Here is a 26,137-nt window from a genome sequence, read left to right as displayed (position 1 = left end):
CCCCCCAAGGCCGTGCTAGACTCAGCACGAGCCCTCAGCGCGGAAGAGGGTGTCACAACCGACTGTCAGGAGTATCCCTTGGCGTTTCCAAACGTTGCATTCACCAAAGCAACCACCAACCCCACCCTGGTGATCCTCGGATTCCGTCGCCAGATCATCTACCACATCCATTTCTGGGCCCTGATCGCGGTGGCCCCCCTGGTGTTGGTGCAGTGGCGTCAGGATCACACCCTGCTGGCCATTCTGTTGGCACTGTTCAGCCTGAACTCGGTGCTGGTGATCGTCTGTCTGCGCTGGTGGCAAGTGTATTTCCTGAGGGGCTGGCCGTTCGTATTGCTGGCGCTGACGTCATCCGCCTACTCCACCGCAATCAATGGCCACACCGGGCTTTATTGGGCCTATCCCGGCATCGCCGCCTGCTGTTTCCTGTTGCCGTTGCGGGAATCCACTGCCTGCAACGTGGTGTTCGTGGCGATCATGGCCTGCATTTCCTTCCTCACCTTTCCGGAGCCGGCGTTCTGGCGCATCACCTTCTCTCTGGGCCTGACCTGCGTGTTTGTTCTGGTGTTTGCCTGGCTGGTGGGTCGGCTGAAAGAAGAGCTGATCCACCTCGCCACCACCGACCCATTGACCGGCTGCCTCAACCGCTCGCAACTGGCGGACATCCTCAACAGCCAGATCCAGATGCGGGAACGTTACGAGCGGGTATCCAGCATGATCCTGCTGGACCTGGACCACTTCAAGCACATCAACGACCGCTGGGGCCATGTCGCGGGCGATCAGGTGCTGAAGGAAGTCGCGGATCGGATTCGCAAGCGGTTGCGGGAGAGCGATCAGGCCTTCCGCATTGGCGGCGAGGAGTTCATGCTGGTGTTGCCGGAGACCCGACAGAAGGATGCGGAACAGCTGGCTCAGCAACTGATTGGCAACATCAGCGCGGCGCCGTTCCTGCGGGAAATCCAGGTCACCGCCAGTGCCGGCGTCACCGAGGTGAAACGGGGGGAAACCTGGTCCACCTGGCTCAATCGCGCCGACCAGGCGCTCTACCAGGCCAAGCTGCAAGGCCGTAACCGGATGGTCAGCAGCCGCGATCTGCTCAATCGCCGGAACGGACTGCCCACGGACGCCACGCCGATCTGATCAGTCGCGCTGCTGGCGGAACGCCTGATAGGCCTCGAACACCTCCACTGGTGCCTCGTAATGCGGGTAGTGCCCCACGCGCCGCAGCGCCTGGCTGTCGACGCTGGCGTCCAGTTCCTGGAACCGCCGGCACATGGCAACGCCGGAGATGGGGTCGGAGCGACCATAAATCACCTTGATCGGCTGGTCGGCCTTGAGCAACGCACTGACCCAGCGGTTGCGGTGGCAGCGACGCTCCTCCATGAAACGGATCAGCCGGTGCAGGATGCCACGGCCGTTGTTGTAGGTAAGCAGTTGCCAGAAGTCGTCCAGCTCCGCCTGGGACGGCCAGTGCCGGCCCCCGAACAGACGCCGGAACTGGCTGTCGAAGGTGCGTCGTGACAGCCCCCGGCTGACCAGCCCTCCCATCGGCCCCACCAGCAGCTTCTGGATCAGCAGCGGCCGATGGACTTCCGGGAACAGCGCCCCATTGAGAAAACAGACACTGGCGATGCGGAACGGCAGCAGGCCTTCCTGCTCCCGCGCCAACAGCTCCTGGGCCACACTGCAGCCATAGTCGTGCACCAGCAGGTGAGCCTGGCGCACCCCCAGCCCCTCCAGCCAGCCTTGCATCAGGTCGGCCTGGTCTTCGATGCAGTATTTGTGGTGAGGCGGCTTGTCGGAGAAACCGAAGCCCAGCAGGTCCAGGGTCAGCACGCGATGGTGGGGCACCAGCAACGGCCATAGCCGGGACCAGTCCCAGCTCGCGGTGGGGTAGCCGTGCACCAGCACCAGGTCTTCGCCCTGGCCTTCCATACGGCTGAAAATGGCGTGCCCGTCGTAACGGAACCACTTGCCACCCTGTTGCCAGGCCTCCAGGGTCAGGGCATCGGCCTGGGCCGGGCTGCGCTCCAGAACGACGGGAAATTCCTGTTCCATCAAGTCTCTCCCCGAACAATTGTTAAGCTGCCACTTTAGTCCAATGGACATGTGACGTCATCATTGCCAGAGGCATTTTGCCAATTAAGGCCCTGTTGGCGTGGTCGGATTGTTCCGGAGCACCGTAATTAATAAGCAGCTCCTGCATGGAGCCCGCGAATGGTTTCGCTTAAGCTGTAGAGCTGACAACGACAGACAGGACACCGTCACGGCCATGACCGACTCACTCGACCAACTGACAGACAACTACCGCCAGATCATCGAACACCTGGGGGAAGACAGCCAGCGTGAAGGCCTGCAGGACACCCCCAAGCGGGCGGCCAAGGCCATGCAGTTCCTCACCCGCGGCTACCAACAGACCCTCGATGAGCTGGTCAACGGCGCCATTTTCGAGTCCACCATGGATGAGATGGTGGTGGTCCAGGATATCGAGCTCTACAGCCTGTGCGAGCACCACCTGCTGCCATTCATTGGCAAGTGCCACATCGCCTACATGCCCCAGGGCAAGGTTCTGGGGCTGTCGAAGTTCGCCCGCATTGTGGACATGTACGCCCGGCGCCTGCAGATCCAGGAAAACCTGACCCGCGAAATCGCCGAAGCCATTGAGCAGGTGACTGGCGCCCGCGGCGTCGCAGTGGTCATTGAAGCCCAGCACATGTGCATGATGATGCGGGGCGTGGAGAAACAGAACTCGCTGATGAAAACGTCGGTGATGCTGGGGGCTTTCCGTCAGTCCCAGGCCACCCGCACCGAATTCCTTACCCTGATCCAAAAACGCTAACCCGGGAGACACCATGGCCGTATCCGATGTCAGCCAACTGGCCACCGTCCGTATTAAAGACCTGCTGCTGAGAACCTACATTGGCATTAAGGACGAAGAGATCAACAACCAGCAGGATGTCCGCATCAACGTCTGTCTGACCTACGACGCCAGCGATGCCATCCACCGTAACGAAATCGAATCGGCGCTGAACTACCGCACCATCACCAAGCAGATCATCCATCACGTGGACGGCAACCGCTTCGCCCTGCTGGAGCGCCTGACCCATGAGGTGCTGGCGATTGTCATGGACCACCAGCCGGTGTGCTGGGCGCGGGTGGAAATCGACAAGCCCCATGCGTTACGTTACGCCGAATCGGTATCCGTTTCTCTGGAGGCCCATCGGGACCACTGACCATGCCCAGTAACCAGCCAGAGCAGCTTCGATCGCTGCTGCAGTCCGTGCGCACCATTGCCCTGGTGGGCGCCAGCAACAAACCCCAGCGCCCCAGCCATGAGGTGATGGCGTACCTGCAACAGCAGGGCTACCGGGTACTGCCGGTCAACCCGCGGCTGGCGGGCGAGCCGCTGCTGGGAGAAACCGTCGCCGCCGATCTGGCGTCGCTGCCATGCCGTCCAGACCTGGTGGATGTATTCCTCGCCCCGGAACGCACCGATGCCGTGATCGATGAGGCCATCGAACTGGACATTCCCGCCCTGTGGCTGCAGATTGGCGTGATCAATGAGACCGGTGCCGCCCGTGCCGAGGCGGCCGGACTGACGGTAGTGATGAATCGCTGCCCCAAGCGGGAAATTCCCCGACTGGGACTGGAGCACCAAGACATGACCCCGAGATAGGATCGACACGTCGTATCAAAATCGCATCAAAAAGCAGTTGCGACTTCTAACTGTTTGATCTTATATAGATACAACGCTAGGCAGGAGGAACACGGTGCGGACACAGCGGCAGGATAAAACAGCGTTTCCGCTGACGGTCGGCCTTGCCCTCGCTGCACTGCCGATGGCTGATCAGTGACCGCGAGATTTCCTATACTAGCAGTGATAAATTGATACCGTCCCAATACCGGGAGAGTGGCAGGCCGGGAAGCCGGAATGGACCCGTCAGCCCCCTGAGCAGACTGAGCAAGGGCGCCTAAGCCCACGGGTGTGGAGCCTTCCGTGCAATTTCCCAGACCAAGATCCCAACAGCTTGCCGCCGTGATGCTCAATCCGGCCCTGCCCGCCCTGGTTCTGCTGCTGTTTCTGATCACCGCCATCGCCCTCAAGCAGGGCTCCGACCAACAACAGCAGCAACAACTGCAGAGCGCGCTGGCCACCGAGGCCGATGCCATGTCGCGGGAACTGCAATCCCGTTTTCGCGCCCACATCGACGCCATTGACCGCATGGCCGGTCGCCAGGCCGACGCCGCCATCATGGAAGAGCGGCTGTGGCGTGAGGATGCCCGCCATTACCTGGAAGACTTTGACGTCTACCAGGCCATCGAATGGATCGACCGCAACTTCATCATCCGCTGGCTGGAGCCGGTCGACGGCAACCTTGCCGCCATCGGCTTCAACGTCGCCTTCTCCGAGGCCCGCCGCACCGCACTGGAAAACGCCGCCACCGAGGGGGTGATGGACACCACCGGCATCATCGAGCTGGAACAGGGGGGCACCGGCTTGGTGATCTACGCCCCCATTGGCGCCGGCGAGGATAACCGCGGCTTTATCGCCGGAGTGTTCCGGATGGAGAGCCTGGCCACTCTGCTGCTGACCGACCGGGTTCGCCAGCAGTTCCATGTGGATATCGTCGAGAATGGCCGCCCGGCGTACCGTCTGAGTCCGGACGCGCCGGTCCGCTCCCAGTACAGCCACACCGTGACCATTCCTCTGGCCAACGTCACCTGGGAACTGACCCTGACACCGACCGTCCACTGGCTGGCCCAGCACCAGAGCAACCTGCCCTGGGTGACCTTCGTGACCCTGCTGGTGATGGGGCTGCTGATGAGCCTGCTGGGGCTGCTGGTGCAACTGGTGCTCAAACGCAATCAGGATCTGCTCAAGACCCGCCATACCCTGGAACAGGAAATACACCAGCGTGAAGTCATCCAGCAGGACCTGGCCCGGCTGGAGTCCACCGACCCGCTCACCGGCCTGGCCAACCGCCGCTTCTTCATGGAAGACCTGGCCCATACCCTGATGCTGGCAGAGCGACAACAGCACCAGCTGGCCCTGCTTATGATCGATCTGGACCGTTTCCAGATGCTTAACGACTCCCTCGGCCACCAGTTCGGTGACGAGCTGCTGGTGAAGGTCGCCGGCCGACTCAATGCCCTCAGCGACGAACTGGTGATGGTGGCCTATTCCAGCGGCGACGAATTCATGATCTGCCAGCAGCACGTCGAAGAGATTGACGACGTGATTCACCTACTGGGACAGATCCAGAAATGCTTTGCCGAGCCCTTTGCCATCCAGGGCCAGACCCACCACATCACTGCCACCATGGGCATCGCCATCTATCCCCAGAGCGGCCTCGACGGCGATGTACTGCTGCGCAACGCCGACATCGCCCTGCACCGGGCCAAGGAAAACGGCCGCAACGGCTACCAGTTCTACACCGAGGGCATGCTGGATCGGGAACTCCGCCGCCTGGAGCTGGACAAGGACCTCAACAAGGCCCTCGCCCAGAACGAGTTCGAGCTGCACCTGCAGCCCCAGTTGGATCTGGCCAGTGGTCGGGTCAACAGCGCCGAGGCACTGATCCGCTGGCGTCATCCGGATCGCGGAATGATCCCACCATTCGAATTCATTCCCCTGGCGGAGGAGAACGGTCGCATCACCGACATTGGCCGCTGGGTGGTCGATGCCGCCTGTCGCCAACTGGCCCAGTGGCGCAACGGCCCCCTCAGTCACCTGCGCATCGCCATCAACCTCTCAGGCCGGGAGCTCGACGAGGACGATCTGGTGGACACCATCCAGCGTGCCCTGAGCCACCACGAGGTTCCGGCCAGCCGGCTGGAGGTGGAACTGACCGAAGAGATCTTCATCCAGAACATCGAACACAACCGTAACCAGTTGGTGCGGCTGCATGAGCTGGGCGTGCACCTGGCCATCGACGACTTCGGGGTCGGTTATTCCTCGCTGGCCTACCTGCGGGACTTTCCGGTGGATCTGCTGAAGATTGACCGCTCCTTCATCACCAACGTCACCGAACGCCGGGATGACGCCACCATCACCCGGGCGGTGATCAACCTGGCCCACAACCTGGGCGTGCGAGTGGTCGCCGAAGGGGTGGAAACCGACGCCCAGCTGCAGTTCCTGCGGGACAACCACTGCGACCTGGCCCAGGGTTACCTGATCAGCCGCCCGATCCAGCCGCTGCTGCTGGAACAGATGCTGCGGGACGAGGGCCTGCTGGTCAGCGAATAGAACCCATCCAGTGAACCGAAGATTGAATCTGTCGGTACAACCTCACACAATCCCCTGTCAGACACCGACGGAAGTACCATGCCCAATCAATACCTGACCGCCGAACAAGACCGCCGCCTGCGTCGCTGGGAAGCCTGCAACCAGGGCTATTTCATCTTCGCCTTCTTCGCCCTCATCGTGGTGCTGATTTTCAGCAGCCAGTTGGGCCTGTCCAGTGGTGACAGCTGGGGACCTCTGGGGTTGCTGCTGGCGGCCCTGGTCACCCCCATCATCATCCTGCAGCTGCGCCTGGCCTGCCCCGCCTGCGGCGTCAAGATCGGCTGGCAGGCCAAACTGATGGCGCCTGACCAGTGCCGCCACTGCGGCGTTTTTCTCTGCCAATCTCGAAAATGACTTGGGACTATTGGAGGGATAGCCCATCCAGGCTACCGCGGATAGCTTAACCCCTACTCAAAAGAACGGTTAAAAATGGGGGATTACACAGCTACTTGAAACTGAAATTCCTGATGGACTCATTCGAAAAGGACGCCTCACTATTGTGCGGTTTACCGTACACGAAGTTGCTAACGTCCTCGAGATATACGATGGGGAAGATCAGTTTTAAGGGTACCCCTTAGGTAATAGGGACGAGACTGTTATCGCAACCATTATGTAAAAGGAGACGAAATTCTTCTCATTAATAAAGGATTCTAATTACTGTGAACGAGCTAGGGATCCAGCAGCAATTCTATATACTTACTATTTCCAAGAAGATGAACAGGCGGTACTTGATATTTTGAGGGAAAATACCGTGAACTCGATTAGTTAGATGTAGTAGCTGATCAGGTTTTCGGATCGTCGATGAGTCTCTCAAACTGAATCCGTAATCACGGTTTTCTAGGGCACGTTCTCTTTAAAAAAATACCGGTTAATCTTCTCTTATCCACAAAAGGCAACAGGGAGCCTAATAGCTAAAATGACGCAGCCTTAAAAAAAATCCTGTTAACTAGGCTATCCAAATCAGTATCATCCAAAGCAAATAGCACCTGGATCTCCCCCCGCAATCTGAGATTAACCACCGCTCTTCGCATAACAGGCTCCATTGCTGATTTCCCGACTCTTTGGGCAATTTTTATCCAGCCGTCGGCAATCGCCTGAGCTAGTCTACTATCACTACAGATAGATGGCCTCTCAACGATTTGCACGAATGCATCTTCAGTAAGAGCGTTAACAAACTTCCAGCGATCCTCTGACTTTGGGCCACGGTCAAGGGCCTTTGCTCGCAGCCACAGCCTTTGCAATGCGTTTCGAACTCCTCCTTGAAAACGTCTGCGGGTAATTCCCTTGAATCGCCAAACCACGACATCGGGGACGAGAACGGTCGTTATGTAAGCCCAGACATCATCCCTTAAAGCTTCACCAGCGTTCAGATTGGGATAATCTGCGAAAAAGGCGGTCAGTTGAGCGTCAAAGGTGGACCTTTGGGCTGAATTGCTCGGATTTGGAAAGCCATTTTCACTGGCAATCTCCAATATTTTACGCCTTAAATCAGCCAGTGCACTGTCACTGATTCTGCTACCTCCGGTCGCTCCGAAATGGCGTGCATACATTCCATTCGGGTGATTAGGAGCCGTTTCCCTTAATTCAAACTCCTCTAGAAGAGCGTCAACTTGAACCCGGTCAAGTCTGGGGAAAAGTAGCATCAAGATACCTCTCCAATATCTGCGTTACTCTGTATTGAAGCATGGAACCTGCTCGGGGTGTGCTCTAGCGACGACATGATTGTTTCACTGCGTTGCCCAGGGAAGCAAAGATTTATCCAGTAAAGTGCGTAACTTCCAACCGTTCCGAATTCACACGCTTCGAGCGTTCGAAATGGCTCTGGTAGCTGAATCGCGCTTGTTATTATTTGGCTCATCACGTCAGCCATGATGACCTGCAACGTATACCTGTCGCCCGAAACGAATCTCTGTGCAAAGTTTTCGTGGTCTTTGTTAATTAACAGCCGTACTGATCCAGAAAAGTCCCGAGACATTTCACTTGGTACCCAGTCCAGATACCACAACGCATGGATTTCAGGCCTGCTTGCAAACAATCTTGAGAAACTCGCCAGCTCAATTGGAAACCGGGGCTCACTACCTTCGAGTCGTATATCGAGGTGATCTTGCCATACCTTGGACGCAGGAAAGCTTGGCGATAGCGTCCCTGATTTTTCTCCAGGTAGGGCGACAATAGTGGCCTCGAGAAACAGTCTGTTGGAGAGATCCTCACCGCGCACAAAGTAATCGATTTGAAGCGATTCATCCCAGCAGTCAAAAACTTTCGGTTGCAGCCAAATACGGGGAAGGTTTCCAGAACCGGTGCCCGCCCTAACCCAGAGCTGTAAATTTAAAGAACCGATCGGGATATCCAGCTGCATAGCCGCTATTTCCCGATTGATTTCTATTTTCCGAGTGACAGTCAAATCGGAGTTATAATCCCAAGTCTCTGCCATACCTGAAACTGGTTTGGTCCATCCCTCTGGATCCAGGCATTCCCAAGGCTCAGCGTTCACCGAGGAGTGATCCAGAGTCAAGAACGGGTAAGCAATATCACCCATCAGTCCAGCTCCTTTTCACCAAATTCGATCTTTAAACGCACAGCCATGTCTGTTGGAATCTCTACTCGAATTTGAACATCGCTGGCATTGCCATCGAGTTCAACTTCATGACCTTCTCCGTAGAAATGACCATCACGGCTTTTCCATGACAGGATTGCGACTGAGTGCCTGCCTAAGTTCTCGTCTTCTTTTGGTAAAGGCTTACCGTCAACAACCAAGAAGTGCGTCGCTGTGCCAATAATCGCATCCCCTTTGATATGGGGCACATCAGCACTAAACAGCGCAATCACACGACCATTTCTACCAGCCTCAAGCTTCTTAAAAGAAGCCCATTGGACGTAACTCACAGACGGAGCAACCTTGCCTTTTTTCCTGCCTCCTGATGCCTGTGGAAGAGGGCTGGTCGATGCTCCAGAAAGAAATGTACCCATTGCTTTCGCGACTAGCCCTAAAGGCTCTTTGTCGCTCTCATGCTCACTTATCGTATGCGAGGAGTGAGCAACCTGTTTGGCCTTCTCTTTTATCCTACGCAACGCTATGTTCACGTAGCTTTGATGTTTGCCCTTAGGCAACATGTTCGGTAGCCAGTCGTCGTGCGATGGAGGTTCTGCACTCGCAAACGCTTCCTCGACTTCCTCATCATTTCCCGCTACGAAAACGCCAGCCCATTCGGCATTAGCATTCGAAAATGGGTCACCTTCGAAATACCTCACTACCAGCTCAACCGGGCGCATAACAGCGATGTGGGCACATTGTTTCGGAATAATGCTCTTATTCTCCGGGACGATCGGTGTTCGTTCTGCACGAGGACCTTTATGTATTGCAAGGTCTCCCAACACTTGGTTGTACCTCGGCGAATAGACTTGCTGGCTGTCTTCCTCATTGTCCTTTATCTTCCGCATCGCCCGAGCAAAAAGATTTAAAGGCGGATAATCTTGCGGGCGGGGAACGGATACTTCTTCACCTTCAAACTCAACCGCCAGGTTCAGGCTCGGAGGACTGTGCTGAGTTTCAAGAAGACGAGGCCAGAAAAACCAGAGAAGTGTTTCTGCAATCAGGCCGGCGGTGACCCTAGGGTCTGTATCCTCAAAGCGCATAAATAGTGGATCTAAAATCATTATAGAGGTTCCACGCTCCTCTGGACCTCTCTGTAAGAAGCCCAAGCGTTCGGCTATAACCTCCGCTTCCGATCCCTCCACTGGATCGACATAATCGTCATTGTCTCCGGGCGTCCCCCACCAGTGCCTGCCTGTATATTTGATTTGGCCCCCTGCCTCGGAAGGAGCACTGAAGGCTGAACCCAAGTGACAACCCATAAAGCGTCTGACGTCAGCCCCTTTATTAGTTGTTTGGCTATCCACCAGTATTGTCGAACAGGCGCTGCTTAGATAAAGAGAAGTCTTACCATAGCCGTAAGAGCCACCTCCTTGGTATGTGTCTCTTCGAGTTCCCACGTTGCGCATGAAGTCAACGAAATCCGTTGATTCTTCCGGCCCAGGCAATTGATCAGCCCTGGTGGGACCGCCCAATCCCCCGGTGCCGAAGTCACAGATTTCCAACACCCATTTCTTTTCGGTAGCCGCGAAGTCCCGGATGGCTGCACCGGAAGCTTCCGGACCGGGAAACTGGGTGAAAGCTGAGTCCAACGCCTCCGATTGGGATTGGGAGAGCGTCCTGAGACGGAATACGACCTTTGGCACATGGTCGTCATCAGCCGCATCGCAACTGTTCTGAACCGATTCTCTGACCACAGTTTGCAGCAGATCCAAGGTCGGAGTTCCAAGAAGTTTTCTGAAACCGTCGGCCGAAAGGTTGCCATTTACGGAATAACGCTCCGAGTGGAGGTGGAGTCGAGGAAAAGTCACGAACAGAATTCCTGTAATGCCGTTCTTCTTTCAATGTCATCTAGGCGCAATGCAGAGGCGACCGAAAGGTCGATAGGGTAAGAGATACCCAATACCCCTCTCGGTAAGCTTCCGCCTTGGAAAGTTTCTGGAATGATCCGGGGGAAATCGTTCCCTACGCGGTATATCTCCTGATTCTCGTTGTTGAAACTGTACTTGTTCCAAACAGCGCTATCTGGATCCGTGCAGCCAGCTTTTTCGAGTAAATCCGCGAACAGCTTCGGATCGGCAGTTTTTCGGCCTACCTCTGCTGCAAGGCTTGAAATACTAATATTGCCGTCATTGACCGCTTCTAAAACTTGATGCACGAGCATGAGCTTGCCGTTGGTTGGCTGCAAAAGCTGATCCACTGCGGAGATAACAACTTCATGGTTACCCGCGCGGCTAGAGGTTTTGACCTCGAAAGCAAGGGCCCCCCTGCGGAAATCATGACGCTCTTTCAGCGGACCTCTCCATGAATGAATAGCTTCCGAAGTAATATCCAAAAGAGAACTGAGAAACACAAGCTCGCCCGCCAAACCGATAACGGTTTCGAAATTCACTGCTTTATCAGGTCTAGGAATCAGTAATTCCTGGAAATCGTAAAGTGTCGATGTGGCGGCTTCCAAAGCATTAACACCTTCGCTGACCCTACTTAAAAGCTCATCGACAACCTCAGAAAATACCCTTTCAAGATCAGGTGACTGGCATACTATGTCCAGAAACCTCTGAGAACGGCCTCTATAGGTATAGATACAGTCGGATACTGCCAAAGCTGCGGTGCTGGGCAAATTGGGAATAGTCTCAGACACTCCGATAGGCAGAAGCAGTCGCGCCTCTCCAAACGGACCTAATGCATGTCTTGGAGGCCCGTGCAGGGTAACGACACTGGCAGGTATGGTTGGAATGGATAGAGCACCCGCTTCGCACTTATCTTCCCGAAGGCGTCTCCAAAATGCCTTGGAAGCCTCTCCATCAGATGACATGACCCGACTCCAAGTATTTGGTGATCTCCTCATCGAGGCTTTCTAGTTCGTCTGCTGAAGGCGCATCCACGACTACATGGTAATAGCTACCGCTGCCCTCTGAATCGCCCGGGAATATGATTCCAAACCCAATCAAATCCCCAACAGCATCGAGTTTTTCGCGGAACTCACTATTGTCTTTTTTCGGCTTTGAATCATGTGCGATGGGATAAACCAGTAAAAGCGGGACCTTGCCGATTTCTTGCTCTCTCGCCCGTTTAAGAGCTTCCCATTTGTCATCGCCAAGGATAGTTTCAGGACAATCGAAAAGAACATCTTTCTTTGACATAAGAGCTTTGATGTCGGCGGCCTCTTCAGGAGGGGCCTGCAACTTTGAGCGGTTTGTTAACCTCACCTGTCCTGCGTTGCCCAACGGTTCTCTGGACCATTGACCACCCTTCGCTTGATACACACCAACATTCCACTCAGATAGCTCATCGCCACCAGAATCAATGTAGCCAATTAGATGTTCTGTGGACAGTTCTCGGTGGTTCTCTTGAATCGCGTATTTCAGCAGGAATTTACGAATCAGGTTTTTGGGCACGCGCCTGAACAAAAGCTCTTCAGTAGTCTCATCAGCTGTGTTGAGCGACTTGCAACTGGATACCAGTTCAGACGCGGCACGCCAGTTACTGAGAACTTTCGCTTCATCCTTGTGATCAAAACGGATGGTCTGAATGTGCTTTCCAACAAAACTGATGTCGCATACTTGGGCAGCCCTCATTTTAGCGGCAGAGGTGATTGCCATACCCGGAATCCTGCGAACCCTTACGGCGAAGTCCATGGGGGTAATGTTCCCCCTGGAAACATATTCGGAGATATCTTCCCTGACTTCTGATTCAATTCGCGCAAGGCTACGGAAAGAATCTTCCAGGGATGCAGTAGTCCATATTCTGGGCAGATCTTCATAATTCGGGCGAAATCCAAACCAACGCCCCATTTGCAACAGCGTGTCGTATTGATTGGTGCTGCGCAGGAAGTACGAAACCATCAGGCCCTCGAGAGTCAAGCCCCGCGCTAACACGGAGCCTCCAACAACAATGTAGGTTTTGGGGCCACCTTCGTAATCGATTCGGTTATCACTAAAACCATTCTCGACGACAACTTCAAGGGCCTCCAAGGCCTCAGGTATTCGGGTTCTTAGCTCTTCGAAAGGCACCGGTGACGCTTGTGTTATTTCATCTGGAAGTCTGCCGGACTCTTTTGACCAAGTCGACGAGAGTCTCTCAAACCACTCTCTGCTCCCCCCTCTAAAATCACGCTTGCGAAGCGCGACCCATGCACTGATCAGTGATTCGACCTTCTCGTGCATTATGGTACGCACGGAGGTGTGGACAAGCATGGTCATGTGCTCGCCTTCATCTCCTCGGACCCTTCGCGCTGCCGTACAAGCGATGAAATAGAGTAGGGCTTCCTCAAGACTGGGGGGGATTTCGGGTTGGAAATCCTCAGTTTCTTTCCGACTGGAGGGCTGCAAAAGGCTTGCGTCCTCGATGGGCACTTCCCGAATCATGTCCAAGCCTTCCTCATCGGGCTTGATATCATCGGCGTCTACGGGTTCTTTACCGAACAACTTTTCTGTGCCGAAATAGCCTTCAGGTAACTCCAAGGCAGTGATGAAATTTTTTGGATAAAGGTCATCGATTTTCAAGTTGTCGTTTGGGTAGGGGTTAATAAGAACGTTCGCGAAGGGTGTAGCTGTATAACCAACGTAGCTGACCGCTGGAAAGGCTTTTACAATCTCGCGAATACGTCCATTAATTGCTGTAACATCGAGTTCCTTCGAAGAAGCATTGACGCTCGCTTGGTCACATTCATCATCGATGATTAGTACTCTCAGCGTATTCAGAATGGGGGCTGGCGACTTTTCTACTGTTTTCAAGAACGCATCGAGTGGTGAAACGTTCTTCTTCACCACACATAGCTGAAGCACATTCTCAGGCATCAAGAAACTTCTTCCGGGAGGCATTCGAAAGTCGCCATCATCGTCGACGCTCGTCCACTGGTGCCAACTCGTTGGATGCCGTTCAATAAGGTCCTTGACCATCCTGCGCTGAGTCTGCTGCCGGAGTTTGTTCGTGAGGCCTGCGAGGATGATGACAAAGTTGTACCCTGCATCAACTGCTCTAGCGATCACCGCGGTCATGTTCGCCGTTTTGCCTGACTGGACATAACCTACAACCAAGCCCCGGTGTTTGAACCTATTTTGATTAGGGTCGGCTAATAGCGAGGTTACTTCATAGGACGCAGTGCCTATTTTGCCAGCAGTATCTTCGCCCCAGCCTTTTGTGTAGGCAATATAATCTTCCAAGGCAGGCCAATGTCTATCACCGGCAGCCGTTCCCGTGTACCAGTCTCGGTGTCGACTGTAAATCGAGTTCTTATGGAGCGTCTCGATGGGCTTCAAGCTTTCTGAGAATATTCGCTGAGCCTCATCGAGCTCATCAAGGTGTTCTTGAGTAAACGGGAAAAACGCCTCAAGCTCCTCTTTAACCCTCTGGGCCGCCTGTTCCACACTATCGCAGCTGGGGTACTGTTTTTTGATTTGTTTGAAAAAAGACTGGATTTGATGTTGATCCATGAGCGTCAGCTACTCCATTACAGCTGGTTCATTTTTTCTCAGACTATACGAGAAAACAAACGAAAAAAACTCTATGCGGAACAGAGCGCTGCTGACTAAACCTTCAGATCTTGGGAGTCTCGCTCACCTTCACAAGGCGTGCTCAGCATCATAACCAACCTCTCCTGTCGATTTCGTCTTCTGGTGACTCAGAATGTCATGAACTATTTTTGCAATCTTATTCGCCAGGAGAGGGGGTACCGCATTACCAACCTGGACATACTGCTCTGTTCGATTGCCCTCGAAGAAATAGTTGTCAGGGAAGGTCTGTATCCTCGCCGCCTCCCTTACAGTAAGACTCCTGCACTGAGTAGGGTCATAGTGGATAAAGTAATGGCCATCTTTCGCAATATGGCTTGTTATGGTGCTCGGAGTCCTGTTTCTGGCCTGAACCTTGAATCGATCCACGAATTTGCCCGAAGCCCAGTTCCTGTGCTTCGGCTCCAGAGACGGATGGTAGTTGCGGGCTGTCGGAGAGGCTCCATCATTCAATAGGGCAAAGCAGGATGCGAAGAGGTAGCGATAGATGTCTGGCGGCATATGGCTTCGAGCACTGTGGTTAAGCACACCGCCCAATCTATCGTCCAAAAACCATTTACGGAGGTGTTCGCCAGGTAAAGCACTACCTGCCGGCTCCGTGTCGTACGGCAGGAAGTTTGCACCTTGCGAGATAAGCGATGTATCGGATCCGTTTAACGGAAACCCATCCGGAAGACTTAGTCCTTCGCGCACTTCCTCAAGTATCTCTTTCACAGCATTAGCAGCATCGCGCAGGTTCCGATGCCAATTTTCAGGAGTATTGGCAATCTTGGTCAGGCCGCTACGAATACGGGGCAGGTCGCCTATCGCGTCCACTGTAGTCAAAGGAGTGCTCGGGCCAGTATCGAGGATGTCCGGGTCGTGACTGAGAAGCCCTCGTTTTACTCCGAGCAGGATCACTCGATGCCTGGTTTGAGGTATTCCATGGCTCTCGGCTTTGATCAGATAGTCGGAGCTGCTGATATACGAACGCTCTCCGAGCACATCAGCAGGCGGTAGCGGGGTAACCAGAGAGAAGATGTCGTATTCCGGGCCATGACTTTGCCCAACGCTCTCGGAGGGTTTTTTTAGATCCTTGAGGATCTGATCGAAGATGAGCTGACCGTTTACTTTCGCACTCAGAATTCCCCTCACATTTTCCATAACGAAGACTTCGGGCTCTACCTCGTTCAAAACCTCAAGGTACTCCCTGTAAAGCTGAGCTCGCCCATCATTTTCAAGTGCGTATCCCTCGATACCCCTGTTTCTGGCTCTGCCTACCACAGAGTACGCCTGGCATGGAGGACCTCCAATAACGACCTTGGGCCCTTGGTGGTTTCTCAAGGCCGCTCGGATACGACTAAAAATCTGTCTATCATCGTCCGTATCACCGAGTGTTCTTGGGCCTCCCAGCGTTTCTTCTACGGCCGCTTCACTCTCAGGCAGAAATTGACGAAAAAGCTCATCACGAAGACTAGCATCACCTGACCTAACGTACTCATAGTACTCGTCGGGCACCCGTTGGAACTGCCTGAAAAAAGCTCTAAGCGTCAGGGTACGATGTGCCTTCGGCTCTTGTTCAACTGAAGCCGCAAGTTTGAAGGGTCTCTCTCCTTCATAGGTAAAGCGGGAGAATCCTTCTCCTAGACCTCCTGGGCCTGCGAACAAATCAACTATGAGGGTCTGCTTACTCATCTGAAGGGCGATAGTCCGGGAAAAGACTGACAGGATACCATTAACAAATACCAAAACCAGGAGCAGCAGGAAATTGAGTGATATCGTTGATCAGGCCGTTCGATCCAAGATGATGGCAAAGGTAAAAAGCAAGAACACTAAGCCGGAACTTGCTATCCGGTCCGCCTTGCACCGTCTCGGTTACAGATTTAGGATCCACAAGAAGGAACTGCCTGGGTGTCCCGATCTTGTTTTTCCAAAATATCATGCAGTTGTGTTCGTAAACGGCTGCTTCTGGCACGGCCACTCTTGCTCTCTCTTCAAGTGGCCAAAAAGTAGACCCGACTTCTGGAGAAGGAAGATTACCCAGAACAGAAAGAGAGATCGCAGCAACAGTAACAAACTGCTAGCAACAGGGTGGCGTGTCTGCACCGTGTGGGAATGCTCAGTAAAGAACAGAAGCCAAGCGGATTTCACGCTTGTGATTGACAATCTAGTTCAGTGGCTTCTGGGATCAGAACCAGTCAAAGATATCTCTACTTCCGAAGCCAATGCTCCAAAGTTGACCCATGAACATTCCATCCAAATGACGCCACCAAAAAATGATTAACCTGATAGCCTTGGTCACGTCAGCCCGTCGCGAGAAACGCTAACAGACTTCTTGAAGCAGTCAGAGGTCCCTTGACCCATGAGTAGCTCACAGGTTTTAAGGTATCCTCATCCAGGGGCCGATGACGGCCCCCGCTCTGCGATGAGGATTGCCCATGAAGGTCAACGAACTCGCCAAGGCCGCCGGCACCAGCTCCGACACGGTCCGCTATTACACCCGGGAAGGCCTGCTTAACCCGAGTCGCAACCCGGCCAACAACTACCAGCAGTTCGACGCTGACGACCTGCGCCGGCTGCGCTTCGCCCGCAAGGCCCGCCAGCTCGGCTTCTCGCTGCCGGAAATCAAGACCATCCTGCATCGCGCCGACGATCATCACTCGCCCTGCCCGATGGTGCGTGAGGTGTTCGAACAGCGCCTGGATCACGTCGAGCAGGAAATCGCCAAACTGCTGCGACTGCGGGACCGCATGCAGTCCGCCCTCAAGGCCTGGCAGGCGATGCCCGATGGCACTCCCGATGGCCACACCATCTGCCAGTTGATCGAGCACTGGGACGATGCCGATGGCCCCGCAACGGCCAGCGCCACCCCGGTGTCCAGCAAGGAGCTGAACCATGACTGACCTCAGCCAGCCCCGTCCACAACTGACCATCTCCGGCGCTTCCTGCCAGGGCTGTGCCCGCAAGATCCGCAAGGCCCTGGCAGAGCTGGTCGCCGACCCGGAGCAGGTCAGCATCGACCTCGAGCAACAGACGGTGCAACTGCCCGCCGGTACCGATCCGGACGCCGCCGCCAGGCTCATCACCGAAGCCGGGTACCCCGCTCAACGAGCAGGCTCCAGCTGCTGCAAGGCTGCCAATCCCGTCGAGTCCAACAAGACCAGTCCAGAGACCGAGCCAGCAGCAGAGCCCGCGCCGCAGCAGGAGGTTGCCCTGCAGCTGGCGGTCAGCGGTGCAACCTGCGCCTCCTGCGTCCGTACCATCGAGCAGGCCCTGTTGGCGGTGCCGGGTGTCAGCCAGGCCCGCATGAACCTGGCTGATGGCACCGCCGATGTCTATGGCAGCGACCGCACCGACGCCCTGGTGGCGGCGGTGGAGAGTGCCGGCTACGGCGCCCGCCCCATTGAGGACCCGGACCGCGACGACGAACGCCGTCAGATTGAGGAGCGCCAGCGTTATCGCAGCTTGCTGGCAAAGATGGCGGTCAGCCTCGGGCTGGGTCTGGGGCTGATGGTCTGGGGCATGGGGTTTGGATCGATGACCATCACCGCCGCCAACCAGACCAGCTGGCAACTGCTGGGCCTGGCCACGCTGGTGGTGATGCTCAGTACCGGCGGCCACTACTTCACCGGCGCCTGGAAAGCGTTCCGCCACCACAACGCCAACATGGACACCCTGATCGCCCTTGGTACCGGCACCGCCTGGCTCTACTCCATGGCCGTAGCGCTGGTGCCCGAGGCGCTGCCCATGGCGGCCCGCCACGTCTACTTTGAGGCGTCGGCGATGATCATCGGCCTGATCAACCTGGGTCAGGCCCTGGAACTGCGCGCCAAGGGCAAGACCTCCGAGGCCGTGCGCCGGCTGCTGGACCTGCGCGCCCGCACCGCCCGGGTGATCCGCAACGGCGAGGAAGTGGATCTGCCGGTGGAACAAGTGGTGGTCGGCGACCGCATCCGGGTCCGCCCCGGTGAAAAACTGCCGGTGGACGGTGACATCTGCGAAGGCCAGACCCGCATCGACGAGAGCATGCTGACCGGCGAACCGATGCCCGTGAGCAAGACCATCGGCGATACCGTGGCCGCCGGCACCCTCAACACCCAGGGCGCCATCGTCTATCAGGCCACCCGGGTCGGCAGCGACACCGCCCTGGCCCAGATCATCCGGCTGGTGAAGAAAGCCCAGGGCGCCAAGCCCTCCATTGGCCGTCTGGCGGATCGGATCTCGGCGGTGTTTGTGCCAACGGTGATGCTGATTGCGGTGATCTCTGCGCTGCTCTGGTACAACCTGGGGCCGGAGCCCGCCGTGGTCCACATGATGGTGGCCGCCACCACCGTACTGATCATCGCCTGCCCATGCGCCCTCGGCCTGGCGACCCCGATGTCGGTGATGGTGGGTGTGGGTAAAGCCGCCGAATACGGCGCGCTGATTCGCCAGGGCGAAGCTCTGCAGACCGCCGGCAAGCTGGACCTGGTGATCCTCGACAAAACCGGCACCATCACCCGCGGCCAGCCCACGGTCACTCACAGCCACGCCCTCGCCGGCAGCGACGATGAGTTGCTGGCCCTGGCTGCCGGCCTGGAACGGCATTCCGAGCACCCATTGGCCCAGGCCGTCGTACAGGCAGCCGACAACACCGGTCAGCGTTTCGCCGAGGTGACGGATTTTGAGGCCCTGAACGGCAAGGGCGTTGCCGGCCGCTACCAGGGCCAGCCCCTGCGTCTTGGCAACCGCCGCTGGCTGGAGCAGGAAGGTCTGGACCTGAGCGCGCTGACCGACGCCGAGCGCGACATCAGCAATGACGCCGGCACCCCGCTGTTTCTCACCCTCGCTGATCAGCCGCTGGGGGTGATCGGGGTCGCCGATGCCATCAAGGACGATTCCGCCGCCGCCATCCGTCGGCTGCATGACGCGGGCATCCAGGTAATGATGGTGACCGGAGACGTCGAGTCCACAGCTGCCGCCATTGCCCGCAGTGCCGGCGTTGACCAGTACCGCGCCAGCGTCCTGCCGGAGGACAAGGCCCGCATCGTCGAAGAAATGCGGGGCAAGGGCCACCGGGTCGCCATGGTGGGTGACGGCATCAACGATGCCCCGGCGCTGGCCGCCGCCGACGTGGGCTTCGCCATCGGCACCGGCACCGATGTCGCCATCGAAAGCGCCGCCGTCACGCTGATGCGAGGGTCCCTGCACGGGGTCGCCGACACCATCGCGATCTCCCGCGCCACCGTCCGCAACATCCACCAGAACCTGTTCGGCGCCTTTCTCTACAATAGCCTTGGTATCCCGGTGGCCGCCGGCCTGCTGTACCCGGTCTGGGGCATCCTGATGAGCCCGATTCTGGCGGGGGCGGCGATGTCGCTGTCGTCCGTTACCGTCGTGACCAATGCCAACCGCCTACGGCTGTTCCGCCCGGGCAAAACAGGGAGAAACTGATGACGACTTTTCTGGTCAATACCGCAGGACTGGCCCTGATGGCCGCCATCGTCTGGTGGTTCTGGCTGTCACCCCGTGCCGGCAAATCCGATTCCGCCCCCCAGCAACGAGGCAAGCACTGATGAAACGACTGACCCTGGCCCTGGGCCTGAGCACCCTGATGCTCGCCGGCCACAGCCACGCCGACGAGGCACCGGAAGTGACCGTGTACAAATCGCCCACCTGTGGCTGCTGTACCGACTGGGTGCGTCACCTGGAAGACAATGGCTTTGAGGTCAAGGCCATCGACTCCAACGCCATGAACCGCATCAAGGCCAACGCCGGCCTGACTCCGGCCCTGGCCAGCTGCCACACCGCTTTTGTCGACGACTACGTCATCGAAGGCCATGTCCCGGCCAGCGACATCCACCGCCTCCTCGCCCAGGCTCCGGACGCCCGCGGCCTCACCGTCCCCGGCATGCCACTGGGGTCTCCGGGCATGGAAGTGGGCCAGCAGCGGGATGCCTATCAGGTACTGCTGTTCAACGACGACGGCCAGAGCCGGGTGTTCGCCAGCTACCCCTGAGTCCAAACCGGTGTCAGATGGCAGCAATTTCAGGCGCCGCCGTCTGACGCTGGGGATGGAAAACGGTATACTCTCCGGCCAAAGCCATCCAGCCAGTCCAGCCAGGTATACCCCCAATGCTCAATGCCGATGCGCTCACCCAGTTGCGCCAGCTCAAGACCGATATCAAGCAGAACAAGGTTGTCTTTCCCGGCACCGTCAAAGCCACCAACGGCCGTTTCGGCTTTGTTGCCCTGGACGAAGGTCGGGACCTGTTCCTGCCACCGGAAGAGATGCAGAAGGTACTGCCGGGTGACCGCATCAACGTCACCGAGACCCAGGACGACAAGGGCAAGAGCCAGGGTGCGGTGGACGAACTGCTGTCCGGCGGGCTGACCACGTTTGTCGGCCGCTACCTGGTCAAGGGCAAGGGCCACTTTGTGGTGCCGGAAACCCCGGGCATCAATCGCTGGATCTTCATCCCGCCCAAGGAACGCAAAGGCGCCCAGCCGGACGACTACATCTACTGTCGAATCCACAAGCATCCGATCAAGGATGGCAAGGGCCAGGCCAAGGTTCTGCGGATCATCGGCCAGGCCGGCGATCCGGGACTGGAACGGGCATTCACCCTGGCCAGCTTTGACCTGGACGACGCCTGGCCCCAGGCCGTCGAACAACAGGCCGAGGCGCTGGACGAGCAGGCGGTGGAAGCTCAGACCGGCGAGCGTGAAGATCTGACCGCGCAGCCTTACGTCACCATCGACAGCCCCAGCACCCAGGATATGGACGACGCCCTGATGGCGGAAGCCAACGCCACCGGCTGGACCGTGTCCGTCGCCATTGCCGATCCCACCGCGTTGATTGCGGCGGGCAGCCCGGCGGAGCTCGAAGCCCGTAGCCGTGCCACTGCGATCTATTTCCCTGGCGAACCGCGCCCCATGTTCCCGGATGCCATCAGCACTCGCCTGTGCTCACTGATGCCCGACAGCCGCCGGCTGGCGCTGGTGTGTGATCTGCAGGTCAACAACGACGGCAGCGTCAGCGACTACCGTTTCCGTCAGGCGGTGATCCGTTCCCACGGCAAGCTCAGCTACGAGCTGGTGGCACAGGTACTTGAAGGCCGCGAAAGTGACGATACCCGGGCCCTCGCCGACGGCGTCGCCACCAGCCTGGACCAGCTCCACCAGGCCGCCACTGCACTGCGGCGCTGGCGCGAAGAACACGCCCTGCTCAGCAGCGACCGGCCGGAATTCCGCCTGCGCCTGGACGAACACAAGCGCATCCGCCAGATCGAGCCGGCCCTGCAGACCGAAGCCCATCGTCTGGTGGAGGAATGCATGGTCGCCGCCAACCGCTGCGCCGCCGACTTCCTCAGCCAGCAGGACAGCGGTCTGTTCATCACCCACCCCGGCCTGCGGGAAGACCGTCTGGACAATGTTCGCACCCTGTTGGGCAACTTCGCCCCCGCACTGGCGGATCTGGACCCGGCCAAGGCCGAGGATTTCCGTACGCTGATGCAGCGCAGCGAAGGGCTCGACGCCGAGGTTCCGGTCAAGGCCATCGTTGCCCGCCAGCTGGCCCGGGTGGAGCTGTCGTTCCAGCCGGCGCCACACCAGGGCATGGGCCTGTCGGCCTACACCACCTTCACCTCACCGCTGCGCAAGTACAGCGACTTCCACGTTCACCGTCTGATCAAGGCGGCGTTGTGGCAGCAGCCGGCCCCGGCCCTCGACGCCGACCAGCTCGATGCCCTGCAGCGCAGCCAGATCACCGCCCGCCAGGCCGCCAACAGCCTGGAGAACTGGCTCAAGTGCGAGTTCGCACCCAGCCTGGGTGACGCTGAACTCAGTGGCACCATTGTCCGTACCATTCCCGCCGGCTTCTTTGTGCGCCTGGACAGCAACGGCCTGGAGGGCTTTGTCAGCTGCAAGGGTCTGGAGGGCAAGTACAGCTTTGATCCGGTGACCCTGCGTCTGGTGCACAACAAGAACGGCCGCACCTTCCAGCTGGAACAGCCGGTCACGGTGGCCCTCGCCGAGGTAGACCTGACCCGCAAGCAGATCCTGTTCCGTCTGGTGGAAACGGCCGCGGCCGCGACCGACACCACCGAGGCAGCTGCCGAGTCCACCGGCACCAACGCTTGAAATCCAGCGGGGCCAGGCGCATCGTAAGAGTAGGAGTGAGCACACCAGACGAGGTGATCCACGATGCCCATGAGCCCCGATGAATTTCTGCGCAAGTACGGTTTCGACAAGGATGAGGAAGAGCGTGACCACAGCCTGCGCCACAACGCAATGGAGCACGCCAAGCATCTGAAGCGCCCCCACGCCGGTACCCCGTTTGACTGGGAGGACTGGGAACGCTTCAAGCAGGACCACCCGGATGAGGTGGAAGAGGACGACGACCGGCGGGACTGAGGGGGAACTCAGTCCCCGCTGCGGTCTCCCAAAAACTGCGCCAGACGGCGATCCTTGGCCTGCCACAAGCCTGCCAGCCAGTCTTTGACGTTGCGACGGTGCTCGGCGTCGTTGGCGTAGTCACGCCCCTTGAGTTCCGCGGGAATCTCCACGGTCTCCACCTCCAGAATGATCGACGGCACCCGTCCGCAGAGGAAATCCCAGAACGTCGGCGCCCCACCGGGGTAGGCGATGGTCACGTTTACCAGCGTTTGCATCGCATCGCCCATGGCATCCAGCACAAAGGCGACCCCGCCGGCCTTGGGCGTCAGCAGGTTGTGGTAGGGGGATTTCTGGCGCTGGTGCTTGGCAGGGGTAAAGCGGGTGCCCTCAACAAAGTTCATCACGCTCACCGGGGTGTAGCGGAATTTCTCACAGGCCGCCCGGGTGGCGCGCAGGTCCTCGCCACGCTTTTCCGGGTGTTTGATCAGGTACTCCCGGGAATAGCGCTTCATGAACGGGAAATCCAGGCCCCACCAGGCCAGGCCGATCACCGGCACCCAGATCAGCTCCTTCTTGAGGAAAAACTTCAGAAACGGTGCCTGGCGGTTGAACACCCGCTGCATGGCCAGGATGTCCACCCAGCTCTGGTGATTGCACAGCACCAGGTACCAGCCTTCACGCTGCAGCTGGTCGGCACCGCTGATGCGCCAGTCGGTGGCGTGGGTCAGCTTCATCCAGCCGGTGTTGCAGGCGACCCAGGATTCCGAGATCCAGATGATCAGGCGGGTACAGAACACCCGGAAACCGTGGATCGGCACAATCAGTTTCAACACCGCGGGAATGTAGAGCAGCAGACACCAGAACAGGGTGTTGAGTCCCAGCAGCAGGGCATTGATAACGCCGATTACCGGGGCAGGCAAAAAGCTGAGCATGGGTGAGAATCCGTGTTGTTGTTGATGTTGGGAGCCGCCGTGCGGATCGCCGCCGGACTCCATCTCCGGCGCGCATGATAACAACGCCGGCAGGGCTTGGGCAGTGCTGGCCCAAGGTGACTGATGTGCCCGAGGCCGGAGACACTTGTGCCATGGCGCCACGACACCACCCTCCTATACTCGGCGATTACCACGATTCACGCGCCAACGGACCCGAGCATGCCAAACCTGATCCAGTCCACCCTCAAGCGGGCCGCCGGCCTGGGCCGCCAGTCCGCCCTCTATGCCGGCAACGCCTTTGACCGGGTATTCCGCGCCGCCAGCCTGGTGCAGGCCGGACAGACGCCGTTCCAGACCCTGCACAGCGACGGCCTGGTCAGCCTGCGCTACTACCCGCCGCTGACCGAAGACCACATCGAACTCGGCGACCGGACCATCGAGGTCAATCACCAGTCACACCGGACACCGATCGTGATTGTGCCACCACTGGCGGTCAACATGCTGATCTACGACCTGTTTCCCCAACGCAGCCTGGTCCGCTTCCTGCGTGCCAAGGGGTTTGAGGTGTACCTGATCGACTGGGGCGTGCCCACCCGTGAGCACAGCCACTACAACATGCACACCTATGTTGCGGAACTGCTGCCGGAGTACCTCAACCGGGTGCGCCAGCACAGCGGCGAGCAGGAACTGTCGTTGCACGGCTGGAGCATGGGCGGCATGTTCACCCTGTTCTACTCGGCCCTCAGCCGCGACCAGCACATCCGCAACGCCATTGTGCTGGGCTCGCCCATCGACAGCCACGCCTCCGGCCTGATGGGGCTGCTGTACCAGCGCATTTCCAGCGTCGCCGAGGTGGTCCGCAGCCGCACCGGCTTCCGGCTCCATGACCTCCAGCCACACTGGTTCCACACCCCGGGCTGGGCCAACACCATCGGCTTCAAGCTTACCAACCCCATCGGCAGCGTCATGGGTTACTGGGAGCTGGTGGTGCGCCTCGGCGATCGCGAGTTTGTCAGCAACCATGCCACGACCTCTGCCTTCCTCGACCGCATGGTGGCCTACCCCGGCGGCATCATCCAGGACACTGTGGTGCGGATCTGGATCGACAACCAGCTGTCCCGGGGGGAGATCCAGATCGGCAACGACGTCGCCCGCCTGGAGAACGTCAGCGCCAACCTGCTGGCAATCGCCGGTGACAGCGATACCCTGGCCACCCCCGGCGCCGCCAAGCGGGTCATGGACCACGTCAGCTCCACCGACAAGAGCTTCCGGGTGATACCCGGCGGCCACATGGGCATCCTCGCCGGCAGCAAGGCTCCGTCCAGTAGCTGGCTGGACATGGCGGAATGGCTGGCGCAGCGCTCGAACTGACACCTTCAGCGCCGGTCGCTTTTCCCCTACACTGGGACTCATGAATCCCATCGATACATTAAACCTGGATGCCCGCAGTCTGCGGGTGTTCATCGCCGTGCTGGATGAAGGCAGTGTCTCCCGGGCCGCGGTACGGCTGGGTCTCAGCCAGTCGGCGGTGAGCCATACCCTGGAGCGGCTGCGTCAGGTGCTGGGGGACCCGCTGTTCGTCAAGTCCGGCAGGGGCATCGCACCCACCCGCTACGCCCTGCGGGTGGGGCCCAACGTGCGACAGGTCCTCGACGATCTGCAGGCGCTGGCCTCCGGACCGCCCTTCGAGCCGGGTCAGGCAGAGTTCACCTTTAGCATTGCCGCCAACGACTACCAGCGCGACCTGCTGCTGCCCCCCCTGGCCGCAGCACTGCGCACCGCCGCGCCGGGGATTCACCTGCAGGTGATCCCCTCCGGCATCCCCAGTGCCGACATGCTGCGCAAGGATGTCTGCGACCTGATCATCTCGCCCCACCCACCGTCGGCCAGCGACATTATCCAGCGCCGGCTGCTGGATGATCGCATGGTGATGTTCTACGACGCCCGGCGCCGTCAGCCCCCCGCCACCCTGGCGGAATACCTCCAGGCCCACCACATCGGTATCTTCTTCGGCGCCGGCGAACGCACCGCCCTGGAAGGCTCCCTCACCGCCCGGGGGCTGGAACGCAAGGTGGACGTCACGGTGTCGAACTTTTCCGGTTTGCCGGCCTTCCTGCAGGACAGCGAACTGATTGCCACCGCCCCCAGCCGCATGGCGAACCAGTTGCTGAAGCCGTTTGCCACCGCCCCCCTGCCTTTCGACTACAAGCCGTTCTCCCTGCTGATGCTGTGGCACCAGCGCAACCAGGATGACCCGGCCCATCGCTGGCTGCGGCAGCAACTGGTCGCGGTAGCCGAGCCACTGGCGCGCCAGCATCCCTGAGAGGCCCTAAACCAACTAATCGATTTTGTTCATAGGTGATATGCAGCCGGCGGTCGTTATCTTGCTACGCCGGGGCGTTAGACTGTGGCCTCATCGACCCAATGACAGTTCCGGTCGCTCTGGCGTCACCCCAAC

General features: G+C 58.2%; 23 protein-coding genes. 15 read left to right on the top strand and 8 right to left on the bottom strand.

What is annotated here, in order from left to right; all coding sequences use genetic code 11:
* The first annotated feature begins 78 nt into the window (after nucleotides 1-78).
* Complete coding sequence (locus tag J2887_RS00110) at nucleotides 79-1,140, top strand: sensor domain-containing diguanylate cyclase (protein WP_227173217.1); 1,062 nt, start codon at nucleotides 79-81, stop codon at nucleotides 1,138-1,140.
* On the opposite strand, the gene J2887_RS00105 is transcribed toward J2887_RS00110, so the two are convergent.
* Nucleotides 1,141-2,058: an alpha/beta fold hydrolase gene (locus J2887_RS00105; RefSeq protein ID WP_227173215.1), complete on the bottom strand. Its 918-nt coding sequence runs from the start codon at nucleotides 2,056-2,058 to the stop codon at nucleotides 1,141-1,143.
* A 214-nt stretch (nucleotides 2,059-2,272) separates the two neighbouring features.
* Here J2887_RS00105 and folE point away from each other — a divergent pair, with 214 nt between their 5' ends.
* From folE to J2887_RS00080, 5 genes are all read left to right on the top strand, one after another.
* A complete protein-coding gene (gene folE, locus J2887_RS00100; protein ID WP_227173214.1) occupies nucleotides 2,273-2,839 on the top strand; it encodes a GTP cyclohydrolase I FolE in 567 nt (188 codons plus the stop codon).
* Nucleotides 2,840-2,852: 13 nt separating this feature from the next.
* A complete protein-coding gene (gene folX, locus J2887_RS00095; RefSeq protein WP_227173212.1) occupies nucleotides 2,853-3,233 on the top strand; it encodes a dihydroneopterin triphosphate 2'-epimerase in 381 nt (126 codons plus the stop codon).
* A gap of 2 nt (nucleotides 3,234-3,235) precedes the next feature.
* Nucleotides 3,236-3,676 (top strand): CoA-binding protein, encoded by a 441-nt coding sequence (locus J2887_RS00090; RefSeq protein WP_227173211.1) that lies wholly within the window; start codon nucleotides 3,236-3,238, stop codon nucleotides 3,674-3,676.
* Nucleotides 3,677-3,997: 321 nt separating this feature from the next.
* Nucleotides 3,998-6,247, top strand: coding sequence for a putative bifunctional diguanylate cyclase/phosphodiesterase (locus J2887_RS00085; RefSeq protein ID WP_324197234.1), 2,250 nt, complete (start codon nucleotides 3,998-4,000; stop codon nucleotides 6,245-6,247).
* Between the two features lie 78 nt (nucleotides 6,248-6,325).
* Complete coding sequence (locus J2887_RS00080) at nucleotides 6,326-6,640, top strand: hypothetical protein (RefSeq protein WP_227173210.1); 315 nt, start codon at nucleotides 6,326-6,328, stop codon at nucleotides 6,638-6,640.
* 557 nt (nucleotides 6,641-7,197) lie between these two features.
* Here J2887_RS00080 and J2887_RS00075 read toward each other — a convergent pair.
* The 6 genes from J2887_RS00075 to J2887_RS00050 form a co-directional block, all read right to left on the bottom strand.
* Entirely contained in the window at nucleotides 7,198-7,929 is a 732-nt protein-coding gene (locus J2887_RS00075) for a DUF6339 family protein (protein WP_227176189.1), read from the bottom strand.
* Entirely contained in the window at nucleotides 7,929-8,825 is an 897-nt protein-coding gene (locus J2887_RS00070) for a hypothetical protein (RefSeq protein WP_227173209.1), read from the bottom strand. The genes J2887_RS00075 and J2887_RS00070 overlap by 1 nt, the downstream gene beginning before the upstream one ends.
* Entirely contained in the window at nucleotides 8,825-10,690 is a 1,866-nt protein-coding gene (locus J2887_RS00065) for a hypothetical protein (protein WP_227173208.1), read from the bottom strand. The genes J2887_RS00070 and J2887_RS00065 overlap by 1 nt, the downstream gene beginning before the upstream one ends.
* On the bottom strand, nucleotides 10,687-11,694 hold the full coding sequence (locus J2887_RS00060; protein WP_227173207.1) for a PD-(D/E)XK motif protein: 1,008 nt from the start codon (nucleotides 11,692-11,694) through the stop codon (nucleotides 10,687-10,689). The genes J2887_RS00065 and J2887_RS00060 overlap by 4 nt, the downstream gene beginning before the upstream one ends.
* Nucleotides 11,684-14,314, bottom strand: a complete 2,631-nt coding sequence (locus tag J2887_RS00055; protein ID WP_227173206.1) for a Z1 domain-containing protein — start codon at nucleotides 14,312-14,314, stop codon at nucleotides 11,684-11,686. Before J2887_RS00055 ends, J2887_RS00060 begins: the two co-directional genes overlap by 11 nt.
* A 129-nt stretch (nucleotides 14,315-14,443) precedes the next feature.
* Nucleotides 14,444-16,066 carry a DNA cytosine methyltransferase gene (locus tag J2887_RS00050; protein WP_227173205.1) on the bottom strand — a complete coding sequence of 541 codons (1,623 nt, stop codon included), beginning with the start codon at nucleotides 16,064-16,066 and terminating at the stop codon, nucleotides 14,444-14,446.
* Nucleotides 16,067-16,175: 109 nt separating this feature from the next.
* On the opposite strand from J2887_RS00050, the gene J2887_RS00045 reads away from it, so the two are divergent.
* The 7 genes from J2887_RS00045 (at nucleotide 16,176) to J2887_RS00020 (ending at nucleotide 22,765) form a co-directional block, all read left to right on the top strand.
* A complete protein-coding gene (locus J2887_RS00045) occupies nucleotides 16,176-16,655 on the top strand; it encodes a very short patch repair endonuclease (RefSeq protein WP_324197268.1) in 480 nt (159 codons plus the stop codon).
* 154 nt (nucleotides 16,656-16,809) lie between these two features.
* On the top strand, nucleotides 16,810-17,274 hold the full coding sequence (locus J2887_RS00040) for a MerR family transcriptional regulator (RefSeq protein ID WP_227173203.1): 465 nt from the start codon (nucleotides 16,810-16,812) through the stop codon (nucleotides 17,272-17,274).
* A complete protein-coding gene (locus J2887_RS00035) occupies nucleotides 17,267-19,804 on the top strand; it encodes a heavy metal translocating P-type ATPase (RefSeq protein WP_227173202.1) in 2,538 nt (845 codons plus the stop codon). The genes J2887_RS00040 and J2887_RS00035 overlap by 8 nt, the downstream gene beginning before the upstream one ends.
* Nucleotides 19,804-19,926, top strand: a complete 123-nt coding sequence (locus J2887_RS21690) for a hypothetical protein (protein WP_267461605.1) — start codon at nucleotides 19,804-19,806, stop codon at nucleotides 19,924-19,926. Before J2887_RS00035 ends, J2887_RS21690 begins: the two co-directional genes overlap by 1 nt.
* On the top strand, nucleotides 19,926-20,369 hold the full coding sequence (locus tag J2887_RS00030) for a DUF411 domain-containing protein (protein ID WP_227173201.1): 444 nt from the start codon (nucleotides 19,926-19,928) through the stop codon (nucleotides 20,367-20,369). The genes J2887_RS21690 and J2887_RS00030 overlap by 1 nt, the downstream gene beginning before the upstream one ends.
* A gap of 116 nt (nucleotides 20,370-20,485) precedes the next feature.
* Nucleotides 20,486-22,492, top strand: a complete 2,007-nt coding sequence (locus J2887_RS00025; protein WP_227173200.1) for a ribonuclease R family protein — start codon at nucleotides 20,486-20,488, stop codon at nucleotides 22,490-22,492.
* Nucleotides 22,493-22,555: 63 nt separating this feature from the next.
* Nucleotides 22,556-22,765, top strand: coding sequence for a hypothetical protein (locus tag J2887_RS00020; RefSeq protein WP_227173199.1), 210 nt, complete (start codon nucleotides 22,556-22,558; stop codon nucleotides 22,763-22,765).
* An 8-nt stretch (nucleotides 22,766-22,773) separates the two neighbouring features.
* Here the strand turns inward: J2887_RS00020 and J2887_RS00015 are convergent, their stop codons facing one another.
* Nucleotides 22,774-23,679: an acyltransferase gene (locus J2887_RS00015; RefSeq protein WP_227173198.1), complete on the bottom strand. Its 906-nt coding sequence runs from the start codon at nucleotides 23,677-23,679 to the stop codon at nucleotides 22,774-22,776.
* Nucleotides 23,680-23,898: 219 nt separating this feature from the next.
* Between J2887_RS00015 and J2887_RS00010 the strand changes: the two genes are divergently transcribed.
* Nucleotides 23,899-25,050 carry an alpha/beta fold hydrolase gene (locus tag J2887_RS00010; RefSeq protein ID WP_227173197.1) on the top strand — a complete coding sequence of 384 codons (1,152 nt, stop codon included), beginning with the start codon at nucleotides 23,899-23,901 and terminating at the stop codon, nucleotides 25,048-25,050.
* 40 nt (nucleotides 25,051-25,090) lie between these two features.
* Nucleotides 25,091-26,002, top strand: a complete 912-nt coding sequence (locus J2887_RS00005; RefSeq protein ID WP_227173196.1) for a LysR family transcriptional regulator — start codon at nucleotides 25,091-25,093, stop codon at nucleotides 26,000-26,002.
* Nucleotides 26,003-26,137 lie beyond the last annotated feature (135 nt).

It is taken from the genome of Marinobacter sp. CA1 (assembly GCF_020546665.1).
Classification (GTDB): Bacteria; Pseudomonadota; Gammaproteobacteria; order Pseudomonadales; family Oleiphilaceae; genus Marinobacter; species Marinobacter xestospongiae.
Note: the sequence above shows the minus strand (reverse complement) of the source record. Positions and strands in the feature narration are given on the sequence as shown.